This is a genomic window from Sporosarcina sp. SAFN-015 (assembly GCF_059415085.1).
The window spans coordinates 89607-106474 of record NZ_JBPFDR010000009.1 but is presented as its reverse complement, the minus strand read 5'-3'; the positions used below and the strand labels follow the sequence as shown (position 1 = coordinate 106474).

Below are 16868 nucleotides of genomic sequence, written 5' to 3'. Positions count from 1 at the left end.
TGGATATTCTACAAATTTCGTGGGAATCGGCCTCGAAAAAACCTTTTTCCCTATAATTCGTCCAAAATCGTACGAAAATGCTTTAAACATGTTACTATATAAGATAATATTATTGTAAATAGTGGTTAAAAGTTCATTTCAGTGACTTCGGAATAGGGGGATCACAATGGTGAAATATTTCATCATTCCAATTATTGTTCTACTTGTGCTTATTACCATCGCCTTTTTATTCAGGCGTAAACATATTAGCGAAATAAATAAACTAGAACATGAAAAGATGCAAATTCAAAACAAGCCGATTTTTGAAGAGATGATGAAGGTTAAACAATTGAATATGACAGGCGAAACAGAAGAGAAGTTCGAAAGATGGCGAAATGAATGGACAGAAGTCGTCGACGTACATATGCCTAAAATTGATTCCATGTTATTTGACGCGGAAGACTTAATTGATCGGTTTCGTTTCAAAAAAGCGACAGTGATCGAAAAAGAAATCCAAGAAAAAATCCGCCAATGTGATAAAAGGAAAAATGACATTTTGGAAGAGCTGAACGAATTGATCGGCAGTGAGGAAAAGAACAGGATTGAAATCGAAAACTTACGCGAGCAATATCGATTAGCACGGAAAACAATATTAGCCCATCAGCACTCGTACGGGATGACTGTCACTCCATTAGAAAAGGAGCTTGAATCATTCACCCCTAAATTTGAGGAATATGATGAATTAACGGCTAATGGGAACTACCTCCTTGCCCGTGAAATCGTCATCACCTTGTCTTCGAAAGGGGAAAGGTTATCGACACTTATTCATGAAATACCTTCTTTGCTGACGGAGCTTCAAAACAAGATTCCTGCCTCCATAAGAGAATTGCGGAACGGCATTCGAGAAATGGAAGAGCAATCTTATAATTTGGCACATCTTGATTTGCAGACGCAATTACATGAAATCGAGGGAGCTATCGGGGAACAATTAACGAAGATGGCTGAACTTGACATTGATACGGTAAGGCAAAATGTTATGGAAATGAATGATCGCATTGATGCTTTCTATGATTCCTTGGAGAACGAAGTGAATGCAAAGCATTATGTGGATTATCATTTTGCTGACATCGAAGAATCGTTGGAAGCCATTATAAGATTGACGAAGGAGACATCCGACGAGGCGGTCTATGTCCAACAGAGTTATCGTCTAGATGAAAAAGAAGCGAAATTACCGCAATCAAGCTTGAAAAGGTTGGAGACAATCCAAAAACGTCATGATATGTTGAAGGTCATGATGGCCGAAGAGCAATCCCCTTATTCATTCATGGAAACTGAACTGAAAGGGATTGCTGATGAGCTTGAAGAAATTGCCGAGGAACAAGAAAGTCTTGCAAATCGGATGAAAAATCTTCGGATTGACGAAAACAATGTTCGAAACAAACTGAACGAATTTGCGCGGGACTTGCAAAACGCGGATCGGAAGCTTCACCGTGGAAATATTCCGGGAATCCCTGATGAAATGGATGCTCGGCTTGAGGAAGCGGAGGAGCAGCTATTCCTTGTAAGTCAAAGTTTGCAGGAAGTCCCGTTGAATATATCAGTCGCTGAAAGTTATTTGGCAAATGCAGAAACCGCTGTAAAAGAAGTGAATGAAAAAGTAGATGAGCTTCTGGAAAATGTCATGCTTGTTGAACGAATCATCCAATACGGAAATCGTTATCGCGCATCAAATTTGGAGATGCATGAACGTTTGCTTGATGCAGAAGAATCCTTTAGGCAATTCCGTTATGCCAAAGCACTGGAAGAAGCTGCAACGGCTGTAGAAGCCGTTGAACCTGGTGCAATGAAGCGAATTGAAGAAATGTTGAAAGAACAAGTCTAATGTTGAATGACAATGACAAGCCACCAGCATAATGAGTGCAGGTGGCTTTGTTGTGGGAAAAGCTGAAGGCGCTTGCCCAGCATAGGTTCGCAGTCTAAGTACGCCGCTTCCTGCGGCAACGACTGCATGACCGGCTTCCTGCCGGCCTCAGGCATAAGCCAAAGATGCATCGTGGCGCTCTATGCCACAGAGCAGCTTTGGCTTATGACCCGAGCGTCTAGCGTCTGAAGCTGGACAGTGGGAAAAGCTGAACATTGGCGAAGAAAAGAAAGGAAAATCTATATGATTTATTTTGATAACAGCTCAACGACACAGCCTGATGAAAGTGTCCTTGAATCTTTCATAGCGGCAAATATGAAATATTACGCGAACCCAGCTTCGCTGCATATATACGGAAGGGAAACCGAAGTTTTATTAAAGCGCTCAAAAGAGCAAATGCTCAGCCTTGTTGGTAATGAAAGCGGTGAAGTCATACTAACATCAGGCGGCACGGAAGCAAATAATTTGGCAATAATCGGTCTCGCTGAAGCATATCGAGGAAGAGGAAATCATATAATCACGACGCAAATCGAGCATCCTTCCATTTTGAACGCATGCCGAAAATTGGAGGAAAGTGGATTCGAAGTTGATTACCTGCCGGTTGATGCCCAAGGTCGCATCTCGCTTGATGAATTAGAGAAGACGGTGAAAAAAGAAACTATTCTCATTAGTATCATGCACGTCAATAATGAAATTGGCACGATTCAACCAATCCGACAATGCGCGGAAATTATTAAAAACAAAAGCCGTGCAATTTTTCATGCTGATTGTGTTCAAAGTTTTGGAAAGCTGCCAGTCAATATGGATTCACTTCAATTGGATGCCATCACCTTGTCAGCACATAAAGTGAATGGGTTAAAGAACTCTGGTGCATTAATTTTGAAAAAAGGCGTTACACCGGTTGCCATCAACTTTGGCGGTGGTCAGGAAAATGGATTGAGAAGCGGAACCGTTTCAGTTCCGAATGCGGTAGCAATGGCTAAGGCGATGAGGATCAGCTCTGTTCAAGAGGAGAGAGAAGATTTCCGAGAGTGGCGAAATTTGCTGATAGCAGTTTGCCGACCATATGAAAATATTCGGGTCCTATCACCGGATTATGGAGCGCCGCATATTTTATCCCTTGCATTCAAATCAATCAAGGGAGAAGTTGCTGTGAACTACTTCCAAGAGCAAGGCATTATCATTTCAACTTCAAGCGCCTGCTCATCAAAAAGTAAAAATGCAGGACATGTTATAGAAGCAATCGGATTGGAAAATAAGTTTAAAAACGGGGTCATTCGTATAAGTTTCGGCAACACTAATACAAAAGACCAAATAAATGAATTTATAAAAGTGCTAAAAAGCTTCATGGATTTGATTGAGAGGGGAATGTAACTGATGGAATGGAAAGAGATCTTAATTCGATACGGTGAATTATCTTTAAAGGGACGGAATCGAAACCAATTCGTTCGCAGATTAAAAAATAATATAAAAGATGCCTTGACCGATTTGAAATCTGTTCAGTTGCGCGCTGAACGAGATCGAATGTTTTTGCTTGCAGATAATGAGATGGATATGAAGGAAGCGATTGAACGCTTGCCGCATATATTTGGCATCCAGTCATTTAGCCCGGTTGCTATGTGTGAAGCGGATCTAGATGCCATTAAAAAGAAAGCACTCGAAGTGATCGGTACCGAAGATACTGAGGGCAAAACATTTAAAGTAGAGATAAAGCGGGCAGACAAAACATTCCCATATGTTACGGGAGAATTGCAACAGGCAATCGGTGGACATGTACTACATCATTTTCCCGAGCTTACTGTTCAAATGAAAAAGCCTGATATTATGCTGCTCGTCGATATTCGAAAAGAAGGAGCCTTTCTTACGTCAAAAGTTTATAAAGGGGCAGGCGGCATGCCTGTTGGTTCGAATGGACATTCATTGCTTATGCTTTCCGGAGGGATCGACAGCCCGGTAGCAGGTTATTTACTTATGAAACGCGGCGTCTCCATTGATGCAATCCATTTTGCGAGCCCTCCATATACGAGCGAATTAGCAAAACGAAAAGTAATAGATTTGACCGAAAAGCTATGCTCGTTCGGAGCGCCGGTCCGTCTCCATGTCATCCCTTTCACGGAATTGCAGCAAGCAATCGTCCAGCAGGTGCCTGATAACTTATCGATGACGACGACAAGAAGAATGATGCTGCAAATCGCAGATAAAGTAAGAGAAGAGATCGGTGCTTTGGCAATTGTTACGGGAGAAAGCCTCGGACAAGTTGCGAGTCAGACGCTTGAAAGCTTAACTGCGATAAACGAAGTGACCGCAACACCTATCTTGCGACCTTTAATCGCAATGGATAAGCTCGACATAATTGAGATTTCACAACAGATCGGGACGTACGAAACTTCAATCAGGCCATATGAGGATTGCTGTACAATCTTTACCCCAAGCAATCCAAAAACAAAACCGAAGCTCGAGAAAGTCCAACATTTTGAAAGCTTTTTTGATTTCCAACCTTTGATTGAGGAAGCGGTACAAAATAGGGAGATCATCGAAGTGTGGCAACAGCAAGAGAAGGATGAATTCGAGGGTCTTCTTTAAAATAAAGAAATTATTACCATAATACCTCCTGCATGAATTTCCGGAAACGGTCCATTCTATATGCACAAGGAGGTGACAACGACATGGCGAACAACAACAGCGGCAACTCAAACCAACTCCTAGTTCCAGGGGTACAACAAGCTCTTGACCAAATGAAAAACGAAATCGCAGCAGAATTTGGTGTAAACCTTGGACCAGACTCCACATCGCGTGCCAACGGATCCGTCGGCGGAGAAATTACTAAGCGATTAGTGCGTCAAGCCCAACAACAAATGAAGGGTTACCAACAATAACGAGTTTATGAAAGCTGTCCCGGATTTCCGGGGCAGTTTTTCTTTATTTCATTACACACCAGTCTTGACGGAGAAGGGATAGATTATTCAAATAACTGAAAGAAATGTGAATATGTTTTGAATTTCCCACGGGACGTTTGTATAATTGAGTAATACATAAAAGGGGGAGATCAGATGAATCGTGAAGAATTACTGGCACCGGAGGATTATAATCTCGTTTCCGAATTTGAAAAGTATGCAACAGGCTCCGAAAAAAATGCTTTGATTTACGTTAATTCAGACGGTCAGGAACAGGAAATTACATATGATGAATTAATGGCCTCAGCGAATAGAGCGGCAAATGTGTTTGTAGAAAGCGGTTTGAAGAAAGGGGATGTCATCCTCGTAATGGTTCCACGGACCATCGATGCGTATATAACGTATATCGGCGCATTGAAGGCGGGAATTGTCGTCATTCCAAGTTCTGAAATGCTCCGCTCCTCTGATATTGAATATCGATTGGAACATAGTCAGGCAAAAGCGATTGTCGCTAATGAATCATTCATGGACCAGTTTGAAACAGTGAATAATTTACAAGGTGTTCAATTGTTTGTAATTGGCCAATCATGCGAAAGCCAAAAATCATTGACACAGTTAATGGATTCAGCTTCCTCCAATTTTGAAGCATCCGCTACTAAGTCTACAGATATGGCGTTTCTTTCATACACATCAGGGACTACAGGAAAACCGAAAGGAGTCGTCCATACACATGCTTGGGCTTATGCGCATTTGCGAACAGCTGGTCCAAACTGGCTTGGCATAAAGGAAGGAGATGTCGTTTGGGCGACCGCGGCGCCGGGATGGCAGAAATGGATTTGGTCTCCATTCCTATCCGTTTTAGGAAGTGGGGCGACTGGCCTTGTATATAACGGAAAATTTGACGTAAAAACATATTTGGATTTAATTAAGAAATTCGAAGTGAATGTACTATGCTGTACACCAACCGAATATCGGTTTATGGCCAAAGCTGAAAATTTACAGGATTATGACCTATCCTCACTTCGAAGTGCAGTATCAGCTGGCGAGCCGTTGAATAGGGAAGTAATCGATATTTTTGAAAGAACATTCAGTCTAGCGGTTAGAGATGGGTATGGACAAACGGAAAATACACTCCTTGTCGGAACGATGATAGGGATGGAAGCAAGGCCAGGCTCGATGGGAAAACCGACCCCGGGGAATCGAGTCGATATTATTGATGAAGAAGGGATGCCGGTAAGGGCTGGAGAGGTGGGGGATATTGCTGTTCACGTATCTACGCCAGCACTCTTCAAAGAGTACTTGAATGATCCTGAACGGACGAAAATGCAATTTAGAGGCGAATATTACGTGACGGGAGATCGTGCGAGACTCGATGAAGACGGATATTTTTGGTTTGAAGGACGCGGTGATGACATTATTATCAGTTCCGGATATACAATCGGACCGTTCGAAGTCGAAGATGCGTTGACGAAACATTCGGCGGTTCGCGAGTGTGCGGTCGTCGGCAGCCCTGACGAAGTGCGGGGCAGCGTCGTAAAAGCGTTCATCGTTTTGCGCAATCCCGAAATGGAGCAAAGCGAAAGTCTTGTAAAAGAATTGCAAGAGCATGTGAAAACGTTGACAGCTCCATATAAATACCCACGTAAAATTGAATTCGTCTCGGAACTGCCGAAGACGGCATCAGGAAAAATCATGCGTGTTGAATTGAGAAGATTGGAGCAAAATAAATGATTTTAGCAGACCGTCCAACGCTGTGAAGGCAAGGGCGGTTTTTTTCTTTGCGGGTTTACGAATAGTTTAGGAAGGACTATAATTGTCCTATTCGAAAGGAGGGTGCCTGAATGCAGTCTGAAAAAAGTGGTATCCTGTGGGTTGTCGGATCCTTTCTCATTTGGGGATTCATGCCGATTTATTGGAAGCATCTTGAACATGTACAAAGTGACGAAATTCTAACCGGGCGGATTATGTGGGCATTCATTTTCACGTTTCTTGCTGTGTTAATCATGAGAAATGGAAGGCAGCTTGTAAATGATGTCCGGAATCTATGGAAGAGCCAGTCGCAATTTTGGAGCCTATTTATCGCATCCGTGCTAGTCACCTCTAACTGGTTCATCTACATATGGGCGGTCAATCACGATTACATCGTGCAAACGAGCCTAGGTTATTATATCAATCCTCTCGTTTCTGTGTTGCTTGGCATTTTCTTTTTGAAGGAGAAGCTTTCTTCTTCGCAGAAAATTGCATTCTTACTAGCCTTTACGGGTGTCATCATCTTAACTGTTTCATATGGCAAGTTTCCATGGATCGCTTTAAGTCTTGCTATGACATTCGCGATTTATGGATTTATTAAGAAAAACGTGAAATTGGATGCTCTTCGCGGATTGGCAATCGAGACATTATTCATTACACCATTCGCAGTCGGCTATTACATATTTCTTTTCATGAAAGGTCAAGCCGCGTTTTTACAAGTAGATATAAAAACGGATATCCTTCTCATCCTTACGGGAATTGCAACTGCGCTTCCGCTTGTCATGTATGCGCAAGGTGTACGAATGGTTCCTTTGTATGTGGCGGGGTTCATACAATATATCGCACCTACTTTGATGCTGTTCATAGGAGTCGTCATATATAAAGAGTCGTTTGGCGGTGTTGAAATGTTGTCATTTTCATTAATTTGGGCTGCGCTAATTCTCTTCACTGTTTCTAAAGTATTTGAAACGGTTTCTACAAAAAGGAGTGCACATGAAACTTCAAAGTGAAATGAAACGTTTTTAAGACATGAACGTATACAATGGTGCAAGAAAGAAGGGGGAATTACATAATGGCAATGAAACGATGGATTGCAATCATCGTAGCTGCAGTGCTTATATTCATTTCGATAGGCATTAACTCACTTTCGTATTTATTCACGAGAGATTTCAGCGGCTTCATGGAAGAAATGGCGGCAGGCAATGCGGGCTATAGCGAAGTCGTCATCGAACAAGGAAAAGGAAGGGATCGAATTGCAGTCCTAACATTGGACGGAGTTATTCAAGACGTTGGCAGCTCCTTGTTCGCATCAAGTGGATATAACCACCAATTATTCATGTCCCAGCTTCATGATATCCTGAACGATCAAACGATAAAAGGCGTTGTCTTATCAGTGAACACACCTGGTGGAGGCGTAGTGGAATCTTCGGATATTTACGATGCCATCAAAGCAATCCAAAACGATAGGGAAATTCCTATATATGTAGCAATGGGCGGAATGGCCGCATCTGGAGGCTATTATGTATCCGCACCGGCAGAAAAGATTTTCGTTCACCCAGAAACGATTACTGGTTCCATCGGTGTCATCATGGAAAGCGTCAATTATGCTAAGCTAGCCGAAAAGTATGGAATTGATTTTAATACGATCAAAACTGGTCCTTACAAGGACATCATGAGCGGTTCCCGTGAAATGACACAAGAAGAGCATGATATGCTACAGGAAATGATCAATGATTCATACGAGCGATTTGTAGCGATTGTTGCAGAAGGGCGCAATATGACTACGGACCAAGTGAAAAAGGTCGCGGATGGCAGAATTATGAATGGGAAGCAGGCAATCGAATCCGGTCTTGCTGATGATTTCGGCAAGATGGGGGATGTCATCGATGCGATGAAAGCAGACTACGAACTGGAAAACGCAACCGTCTTTGAATATGCGCCAATGGAGAGCATTGGATCATTATTCGGAGTCGAAGTCGGGAATCTTTTCGGTCGTAATATGGAATCTGAGTTGATCGGTAAATTGTTATCGGATTATGATGCACCACGGATGATGTACTTATATGGTGAAAAATAAGGAGGGGATTAGGCATGACGGATTATATTGAACAGAACCAGCCGATGTATGACAATCCTGAGCCGAGTCGCCTTCCTGATTACGAAATCATCCGGACGGAGCGATTCAGACCGAAATTTGCAGGTTTCTGGACACGATTCTGGGCATATATCATCGACTTGCTAATTGTTTCATCGATTAGCGGTATATTTATCAAGCCGATCTTCAGGGTGTTTGATATTAAAATATCCAATCCATCATTTCTGTTATTCAGCCCGTACAAAGTAACGCTCCTCATTCTCTTTATTGCCTATTTCGCTTTCATGACGAAAATTGCAGGTCAGACTGTCGGCAAAATGATTTTAGGCATAAAAGTCGTCAGGCAAGATGGCGAGAGACTCACTTGGGGAACAATCTTGTTCAGGGAAGTGATCGGCAGATTCATTTCAAAGCTTCTTACAATCCCTTATTTGCTCGTTGTTTTTATGCCTAAAAAGGAAGCGTTGCATGACCTGTTTGCAGACACATACGTTATCCACGAACAGGCATTTGAAAAAGAAGTCATAGAGACTAGACAGGAACGTAAGGGCGAAGAGTTGCATGCGGGAACAATTGTTTAGTAGAATGAATTGAAATGAGAAGGAGGCGTCTTCATGGTAAATGTAACTTTTAAACAAAACCCGGTCACATTGCTCGGAAAAGAAGTAACAGTAGGCGACAAAGCTCCAGATTTCACAGTACTATCCAATGATTTACAACCGGTCACGCTGAATGATTCGAAAGGGAAAGTCCGTTTGATCAGCGTTGTACCATCACTTGACACCGGTGTTTGTTCAGAGCAGACACGTAAATTCAATGAAGAAGCAACTTCTTTTGGTGACGATGTGGTAGTGCTTACGATTTCCGTCGACCTACCTTTTGCACAAGCAAGATGGTGTGGAGCGGAAGGAATCAACAACGTTCAGACATTGTCAGACCATCGTGACCTTTCATTCGGAGAAGCCTATGGCGTCGTTATGAAAGAGTTTCGTCTATTGGCGCGCTCCGTCTTCGTTGTCGATCAGGATGATACAATCGCTTATGTTGAATACGTAAGTGAAGGAACGGATCACCCAGACTATGAAAAGGCAATAGCGGCTATAAAAGAATTGACTAAATAATTGGCTGGCCCACTCGGAAACGGGTGGGCCGCCTTACCGTTACACACCTTATTCAATGAAGTTATACTTGGGATTAGAGGGATTAATAATGGCAACAAATACAGAACTTATCTTTACATTTTTAAATGAATATGCAGAATCGAAAAAAGAGGATCTATATTTAGAAGCTGTCATTGATGCTTGTAATGAATGGCTCTCAGGCGAAACAATGCCGCGTTTGTCCCCGACTGTATCAAAAGAGGAAATTCGGCGTGGGATCCAACTAGCTGTCCTGAAAGGGATGAAGCAGAATGCTCAGCCGAATCATCAAATGACACCCGATGCTATCGGTATGCTAATTGGACATTTCGCAAACAAGCTCATGCAACATAAAGAACAAGTGACGTTGCTTGACCCGGCTGCAGGGACAGGCAATTTGCTTTTCACAGTCATGAATGCAATCGGTGATAACGTCACCGCTACATCTGTGGAAATAGATGAGCTGTTAGTCAGATTGTCCGCTGTCACTGCAGATCTTTTAGAACAGCCTGTCCGCTTTTTCATCCAGGACGCATTACGTCCACTACTTGTGGATCCGGTCGACTTAGTCGTTTGTGATCTTCCGGTTGGCTTTTATCCGGATGATGACAATGCACTCAACTTTGAAATGATGCCAGCTGAAGGGCATGCGTTCTCCCATCATCTGTTCATTGAACAATCGATGAACCATCTGAAGGAAGGCGGCTATGCAATATTCCTGACGCCTGCATCCCTTTTCGAGTCCGATCAATCAGCGGAGCTTCACCGCTATTTGAAGAAGAATGCGGTCATCCGAGCAGTCCTTCAATTGCCGGCTTCCTTATTCCGCAGCGCTGCACATGAAAAAAGCATCTTCATCTTACAGAAGCCGTACGCAGAAATGAAATCCGCTCCGGATGTTTTGCTGTCCAAGGTACCAAATATGTCGGATAAGATTGCAATGTCCCGCTTCCTTGAACAGATTGATGATTGGATCGATGATTAAATAAGCTGCTGATTTACGCTTTTGGTGGATGCTTTCCGTAGAACGTCATACTCGACCCTGCGCTTTCGCTTCTTTAGGGTCGCATTAAACATTGCTCGAAAACGTCGTTCTTCGTAACGGAGATTACTTCAGTCATCGGAGCCTTCACAATGCAGTTTCGAAAATTGAATCATAAATGGAATTATCAAGTTAATCCCTTCTGATCCTATTGTGGATTGGAAGGGATTTTTGAATATCTTTCCTTAGAAAAGATTTAATTGTGATAATATGGAATTGTATATAAAATTCACTATTGATGAATTAAGGTACATGGGCGTATTCGCTATACAACGATACTCTAAAATCGGGCCATATTGCAGCCAAACACTTTACAGAATAGGAGGGGTTGGATGTTAAAACGAGTCATTCAACAATTCGATTTGAATGTGATATCAATTAATGAGGTTGAAGATTCCCATAGTTCCACAGTTTACAAATGCAATTTGGTAAATAGGGAAAATATCTTTGTAAAAATACCGTACACAAAATTGAAGTGTAAGCGAGAGTTGGAAGCCTATGAGATCTTAAAAGATAGAGTTTCCATTCCTAAGATGCTGGATTATTGGCCTGGCGATGAGACGTGTCCGGGTGCATTTTTATTATCTGAATTAAAAGGCCAACCCTTAACGAAAAAGAATTCACCGGCAATAGCGTTTCAAGTAGGGGTCCTTCATGCCACTATGCACCAAATTCAACCGCCTTCATCACAGTTAACTGGCATACAAGATGAATTTCCGGATTGGTCATGTTTTGTAGAAAGCCAATTTTATAGTTTTGCTGAAGATGTAAAGGAAGTTCTAGATGAGACCTTATATAGACTGGCCATTGAACAATTCGAAACGATGAAACGACAGCTTCCGCCTGCTGATGGTCCGAGCTTTATACATATGGATTTTCGTCCAGCGAATATAATTGTTCAAGAAGATAAGGTGTCAGGGGTAATTGATTTTGAAAGCGTACGTTTCGGCTCAACAGAAATTGATTTCACCAAACTGCACCGTGATTTTCTAAGCTTCGATCTTAAATTGGATCAGTCCTATAAAGAAGGCTATAACACGATAAGACCGCTAATCGATTTAGAAGTTGTGTTGCCTTTCTATCAATTCACAGATGCTTTTAATAGTATTGGCTGGTGTCAACGCCGTGGAATTGAAAAACACGCTTCATTTCTAACGGAAAATATTTCAATCCTTAAAAGAGTTTTGCAATAAGCCACAATCCGGCGCAATTCCAGAAAAAGAAGTTGTGTCTATTCACTAAAGGCCATCCTATGACTATTTTTATCGTCTGTTTGCTGCAGTTAGTGTCTTGTCAAAATCATAATGGTTTGAAATCCAAAGGCGAAAGTGAAAATGTAAAGCTGATTCGGTTAGTGCTTATTATGAGCCATACGGGGGGGCAGTGGGTGGGTTTAATGTTTGGGTGGAATTAACAAAGAGAAGGTTATAAGAAAATAATTTATTATAATGATACAAATGACAATATCCAACTGGATTAGGTAGATGAAAAAACGCTATTCAAAACGAATGCAGGGCCTTATAACAACAGTGTCAAAATAGATGTGGAACGGGAAACTTATCATGATCGAGGATTGGCGTGCCGCAGTTGGCTGATGAATGATGAGTAAGAAAGATGTCATCAAGAATGATCTTTTATCGCTTGAAAAATAGGCAGAAAGCGTATTGAAGGATGTGTGGCAAGAATGTGGATCGATTATATTCGCGCGCTATCAAGTGGTGATTACTCCTACAAACCATCGGCGTCTGAAAGTGAAATGCATCAAGTTGCAGAGGAGCTTGGCGTTGGAGTATCCGAAAAGTTAATGGAATTATATAGAGAAACAAATGGAGTGTTTGACAGTTTCGGTTGCCCGTTAATATGGTCAATCTCTAGGGTAGTGGAGGATAATTTGTTTTTTAGAAATTTTGAAGACTATAAGGACATTTACATGCCATTCAATCACTTGTTATTTTTTTCGGATAATGGCTGCGGAGATTTATTTGGCTACAGAATAGCAAATGGCTCGATTCCAACAGATGATATTTATGTATGGAACCACGAAGATGATAGTAGAACTTGGGTTGCTTCCTCATAAGAAGTGTTTATTAAAGGCTGGATTACTGGAGAGATTATGACGTAAAAAAAGATTCTTTTCTAAAGTAGGCAGGATGCGTGAGGATCTAATGATTAAAGATGGCTGGCACGATTCTCTTTTATATAGCTTGTTGGAACATAAATAGATTGAGAAATAGGGAATTTCATTCGATCAATAAAAATGAAAAGGAGTTTTTCCGATGCTTTTTATAGGGGAAAGAGTTCGATTAAGGAAACTGTCCAGGGAAGATGCCGCTACGTACCATGAGTGGAGAAATGATTTAGAGGTGATGCATTATACGAGCCAGTCTCTAGATGTTTTTACATTGGCCGACACGGAAAGCTTCATTAACAGTATAGCCGAATCTACAACTTCAAAGAGTTATATCATCGAGGAAATAAAATCTGGTAAACCCATTGGCATCACATCACTTATTAACATCGATTTTGCAAACCGTAACGCTGAGTGCATCATTGACATCGGAGATAAGAATTACTGGAGCAAGGGGTTTGGACGAGAATCTTTCCAGCTACTAATAGAATTCGCCTTCAAAGAGTTAAATTTGCATAAGGTGGTTTTGAGGGTGTTTTCCTTCAATGAACGTGCGATAAATTTATATCAAAAACTCGGATTTGATGAAGAAGGAAGATTGAAGGAGCAACTGTATCGGAATGGCGCATGGCATGATGTTGTTTTCATGGGGTTCCTTAAAAGGGATTATCTGAATAACTCAAAATATAATAGGACGAATATAACTACTCCATTGTAAGAGAAAAAAACTGTAGACAAACTTTCCAGAGTTTGTCTACAGTCTGAAAGAACTTGTCCATCTACTGTCGGGCAGGTTCTTCTATTGCATATTAATCTTCTTCGGGAGTGCGGACGACAAGTACGTCACAAGCGGATGAGCGGACAATGTTTTCGGACACGCTGCCAATTAGGAAGCGTTCCACTTTGTTCAAGCCGGTCGCTCCGCAAATGATGAGATCTGCTCCGAGCTTCTTGGATAGGTCGCGTGAAATCATCGTTTTCGGCGAACCGTATTCAACGACAATATTTACGTTCTGTAAACCAGCTGCTTCGGCCTCTTGCTTATATTCATTCAACAATTCCTCAGCGAATTTCTGAGCCCGTTCTGCGATGGATCGATCGTAAGCTTCGACTGCCGCGTAAGATCGAGTATCGATGATGTTCACCAAGTTCAAAGTTGCATCATTCCGCTCCGCGATGCCCACTGCTTTTTTGAACGCCCATCTGGATTCCTTCGATCCATCCACAGCTACGATAATTTGATCGTATTTTAATACCATTCCATTCACTCCATCCTGTAGATTATATTTACAATTACTAACTTCGATGAAATTCCGGAAAACCCTTTCCATTTCTAATAAAATCAATATTGGGCATAAAGAATTTGACTGAAATGTGACAGTCTCATTTATATATATTCCCTCTCCATCTTATAAAAAACATGGAAAAAAGGTCTGTCTATTTTTAATTAAAAGGAATGAGTTAATACATAATGAATCTGAAAATTTGTTTATCATCAATATAGAGAGCAAATTTGTATAACATCTGATAGAATTGACAGTACATTGGCTATTGTCGAAATGTCGATTTGTGGCCAACTAATTTTCATATATTTAGGAGGATCAGAAATGCGTATTGGGATTCCAAAAGAAATCAAGAATAACGAAAATCGGGTGGCGATGACACCTGCGGGTGCGTTCAACTTAAAGTCTGCAGGCCATGAAGTGTTAATTGAAACTGGTGCAGGTCTTGGTTCCAGCTTTACGGACGAAGACTATATCGAAGCAGGTGCGACAATTGTAGCGACTGCGAAAGAGGCATGGGAAGCTGAAATGGTCATGAAAGTAAAAGAACCACTTGCTTCCGAGTTCGGTTATTTCCGTGAAGGTCTTATCCTCTTCACTTATCTACATTTAGCTCCTGAACTGGAATTGACTAAAGCTATGCTAGATAACAAAGTTGTTGGGATTGCCTATGAAACTGTGCAAGTGAACAATTCTTTGCCGTTGCTAGCTCCGATGAGTGAAGTAGCAGGACGTATGGCGACTCAAATCGGTGCGCAATATCTTGAAAAGATCAACGGAGGAAAAGGAATCCTTCTTTCTGGAGTCCCAGGCGTTTCACGCGGAACAGTAACAGTGATCGGCGGAGGACAAGCAGGAACGAACGCGGCGAAAATCGCAGTCGGCATGGGTGCGAAAGTGACTGTGCTTGATCTGTCTGTAGACCGTCTTCGCCAATTGGATGAAATGTTTGGCGATAGCATTCAAACGCTTGTATCTAACCCATTCAATATCGCTGAATCTGTCAAAGAATCCGATCTTGTAATCGGTTGTGTATTGATCCCAGGTGCTAAAGCGCCGAAATTGGTTTCTGAAGAGATGGTAAAATCGATGAAGCCTGGTTCAGTACTTGTCGATATCGCAATCGACCAAGGCGGAATTTTCGAAACATCTGACCGCGTGACAACTCACGATAACCCTACTTATGAAAAACATGGTGTTGTACACTATGCAGTTGCGAATATGCCAGGAGCTGTTCCACGCACTTCGACAATGGCATTGACGAACGTTACAGTTCCATATGCATTACAAATTGCGAATAAAGGTTACAAGCAAGCTTGCTTGGATAACGCTGCATTGCAAAAAGGAGTTAACACTTTGGAAGGCCATGTTACGTATAAAGCTGTTGCAGAAGCGCAAGGCTTGGAGTATGTACCGGCTGAAACACTATTAAGCAAATAATAAAAACGCTGTCCGAAACAAAATTCGGACAGCGTTTTTCTAATTTTATGCTTCGATGATCTGCAGCTCTTTCGGGAATTTCGTAAGCACTTCAACACCATTAGACGTGACAACAACATCATCTTCAATACGGACTCCAGTTATTTCTGGATGGTAAATACCTGGTTCAACAGTGAAGACCATTCCTTCTTCAAGTTCCATTTCATTCGTTCCTGTAACAGATGGGAACTCATGGACGGAAATGCCGAGCCCATGTCCAAGACGATGTGTGAAATATTCACCGTAACCTGCATCAGTGATGACATCGCGAGCGGCTTTATCCAAATCGCGTGCTTTGACTCCTGGTCGGATTAAATCGATTGCTGCCTGTTCCGCTTTTTTGACGGTTTCATAAATCTCACGCTGTTTTTCGGATGGTTCGCCGAATGCGACAGTTCTTGTAATATCTGAGCAATATCCTTCGTAAACGACACCAAGATCGAACAGGATGAAATCACCTTTTTGGATTTTGCGGTCACCCGGCGTTCCGTGTGGGGAAGCAGTTTTGGGCCCGGACAACACCATCGTATCGAAAGACATTTTTTCCGCGCCTTTTTTCTTCATTTCAAATTCGATTGCCATTAGGATTTCGAGCTCGGTTTTGCCTTCCGCAATTTCCTTGCAGCCGACTTCGATTGCATAATCCGCCAACTCCGCTGCCTTTCGAAGTTTCACTAGCTCTTCCTCGCTTTTAATGTTCCGCATTTTATTCAATTGTTCATCAAGGCGTTGGAAAGAAGCGCTTTCGAAAAGTTGTTCCATCCGCTCTAACCGTTCCACCGTTAAATGCGATTTTTCGATGGCGATGTTTTTTAGAGAAACTTCTCTTTTTTGCGCTGCAGAAGCAAGAACTTCCCACGCGTCTTCTGTATCCTGATGTCCGACAGCTTCAGATGTCCACCCAGATGCCTTTAAATCAGGAACTTCCATGAGCGGACAAATGACAAATGGTTCCGCTTCTTTAAAAATCATGACACCTAATAGTCTTTCGTGCGGTTCACTGCGGAATCCCGAAACATAAAAAACGTTGTCCGGAGTTGTAACGAATGCCGCATCTACATCATTTTTCTGCAAGTACTCTTTAATTTCGTTAATTTTATCCAAACTTATCCCTCCTATTTCAACACACTTATCATATCAAAAAAGAGGGTTTACCGGC

16 protein-coding genes are annotated in these 16868 nt (G+C 41.9%); 14 read left to right on the top strand and 2 right to left on the bottom strand.

The features are described 5' to 3' along the window. Positions 1-166 precede the first annotated feature (166 nt). The 13 genes from ezrA (at position 167) to ACR65H_RS15265 (ending at position 13665) form a co-directional block, all read left to right on the top strand. A complete protein-coding gene (ezrA, locus tag ACR65H_RS15325) occupies positions 167-1861 on the top strand; it encodes a septation ring formation regulator EzrA (RefSeq protein ID WP_440501405.1) in 1695 nt (564 codons plus the stop codon). A 282-nt stretch (positions 1862-2143) separates the two neighbouring features. Continuing rightward, positions 2144-3274 carry a cysteine desulfurase family protein gene (locus tag ACR65H_RS15320; RefSeq protein WP_440501403.1) on the top strand — a complete coding sequence of 377 codons (1131 nt, stop codon included), beginning with the start codon at positions 2144-2146 and terminating at the stop codon, positions 3272-3274. A 3-nt stretch (positions 3275-3277) separates the two neighbouring features. After that, the gene (thiI, locus tag ACR65H_RS15315; protein WP_440501402.1) at positions 3278-4483 is read left to right on the top strand and encodes a tRNA uracil 4-sulfurtransferase ThiI; all 1206 of its coding nucleotides are present in this window, start codon (positions 3278-3280) and stop codon (positions 4481-4483) included. A gap of 83 nt (positions 4484-4566) precedes the next feature. Then, positions 4567-4776, top strand: a complete 210-nt coding sequence (locus ACR65H_RS15310) for an alpha/beta-type small acid-soluble spore protein (protein WP_381446212.1) — start codon at positions 4567-4569, stop codon at positions 4774-4776. Between the two features lie 174 nt (positions 4777-4950). Further along, positions 4951-6525 carry an acyl-CoA synthetase MbcS gene (gene mbcS, locus ACR65H_RS15305; RefSeq protein WP_440501401.1) on the top strand — a complete coding sequence of 525 codons (1575 nt, stop codon included), beginning with the start codon at positions 4951-4953 and terminating at the stop codon, positions 6523-6525. 110 nt (positions 6526-6635) lie between these two features. Continuing rightward, positions 6636-7553 carry an EamA family transporter RarD gene (gene rarD / locus ACR65H_RS15300; protein WP_440501400.1) on the top strand — a complete coding sequence of 306 codons (918 nt, stop codon included), beginning with the start codon at positions 6636-6638 and terminating at the stop codon, positions 7551-7553. Between the two features lie 62 nt (positions 7554-7615). Beyond that, positions 7616-8620, top strand: a complete 1005-nt coding sequence (gene sppA / locus ACR65H_RS15295; protein WP_440501399.1) for a signal peptide peptidase SppA — start codon at positions 7616-7618, stop codon at positions 8618-8620. A 14-nt stretch (positions 8621-8634) separates the two neighbouring features. After that, entirely contained in the window at positions 8635-9219 is a 585-nt protein-coding gene (locus tag ACR65H_RS15290) for an RDD family protein (RefSeq protein ID WP_440501397.1), read from the top strand. Between the two features lie 33 nt (positions 9220-9252). Then, on the top strand, positions 9253-9759 hold the full coding sequence (tpx, locus tag ACR65H_RS15285) for a thiol peroxidase (RefSeq protein ID WP_440501396.1): 507 nt from the start codon (positions 9253-9255) through the stop codon (positions 9757-9759). Between the two features lie 88 nt (positions 9760-9847). Then, complete coding sequence (locus ACR65H_RS15280; protein ID WP_440501394.1) at positions 9848-10762, top strand: class I SAM-dependent methyltransferase; 915 nt, start codon at positions 9848-9850, stop codon at positions 10760-10762. Between the two features lie 389 nt (positions 10763-11151). Further along, the gene (locus ACR65H_RS15275; protein WP_440501392.1) at positions 11152-12012 is read left to right on the top strand and encodes an aminoglycoside phosphotransferase family protein; all 861 of its coding nucleotides are present in this window, start codon (positions 11152-11154) and stop codon (positions 12010-12012) included. A gap of 491 nt (positions 12013-12503) precedes the next feature. Beyond that, positions 12504-12896, top strand: coding sequence for an SMI1/KNR4 family protein (locus tag ACR65H_RS15270; RefSeq protein ID WP_440501390.1), 393 nt, complete (start codon positions 12504-12506; stop codon positions 12894-12896). Positions 12897-13095: 199 nt separating this feature from the next. Continuing rightward, the gene (locus tag ACR65H_RS15265) at positions 13096-13665 is read left to right on the top strand and encodes a GNAT family N-acetyltransferase (RefSeq protein ID WP_440501389.1); all 570 of its coding nucleotides are present in this window, start codon (positions 13096-13098) and stop codon (positions 13663-13665) included. Between the two features lie 91 nt (positions 13666-13756). Here the strand turns inward: ACR65H_RS15265 and ACR65H_RS15260 are convergent, their stop codons facing one another. Then, the gene (locus tag ACR65H_RS15260) at positions 13757-14206 is read right to left on the bottom strand and encodes a universal stress protein (protein ID WP_440501387.1); all 450 of its coding nucleotides are present in this window, start codon (positions 14204-14206) and stop codon (positions 13757-13759) included. A 348-nt stretch (positions 14207-14554) separates the two neighbouring features. Between ACR65H_RS15260 and ald the strand changes: the two genes are divergently transcribed. After that, positions 14555-15670 carry an alanine dehydrogenase gene (gene ald, locus ACR65H_RS15255; protein WP_440501385.1) on the top strand — a complete coding sequence of 372 codons (1116 nt, stop codon included), beginning with the start codon at positions 14555-14557 and terminating at the stop codon, positions 15668-15670. A gap of 45 nt (positions 15671-15715) precedes the next feature. Here ald and ACR65H_RS15250 read toward each other — a convergent pair whose 3' ends face one another. Then, positions 15716-16813, bottom strand: a complete 1098-nt coding sequence (locus tag ACR65H_RS15250) for a M24 family metallopeptidase (RefSeq protein WP_440501382.1) — start codon at positions 16811-16813, stop codon at positions 15716-15718. Positions 16814-16868 lie beyond the last annotated feature (55 nt).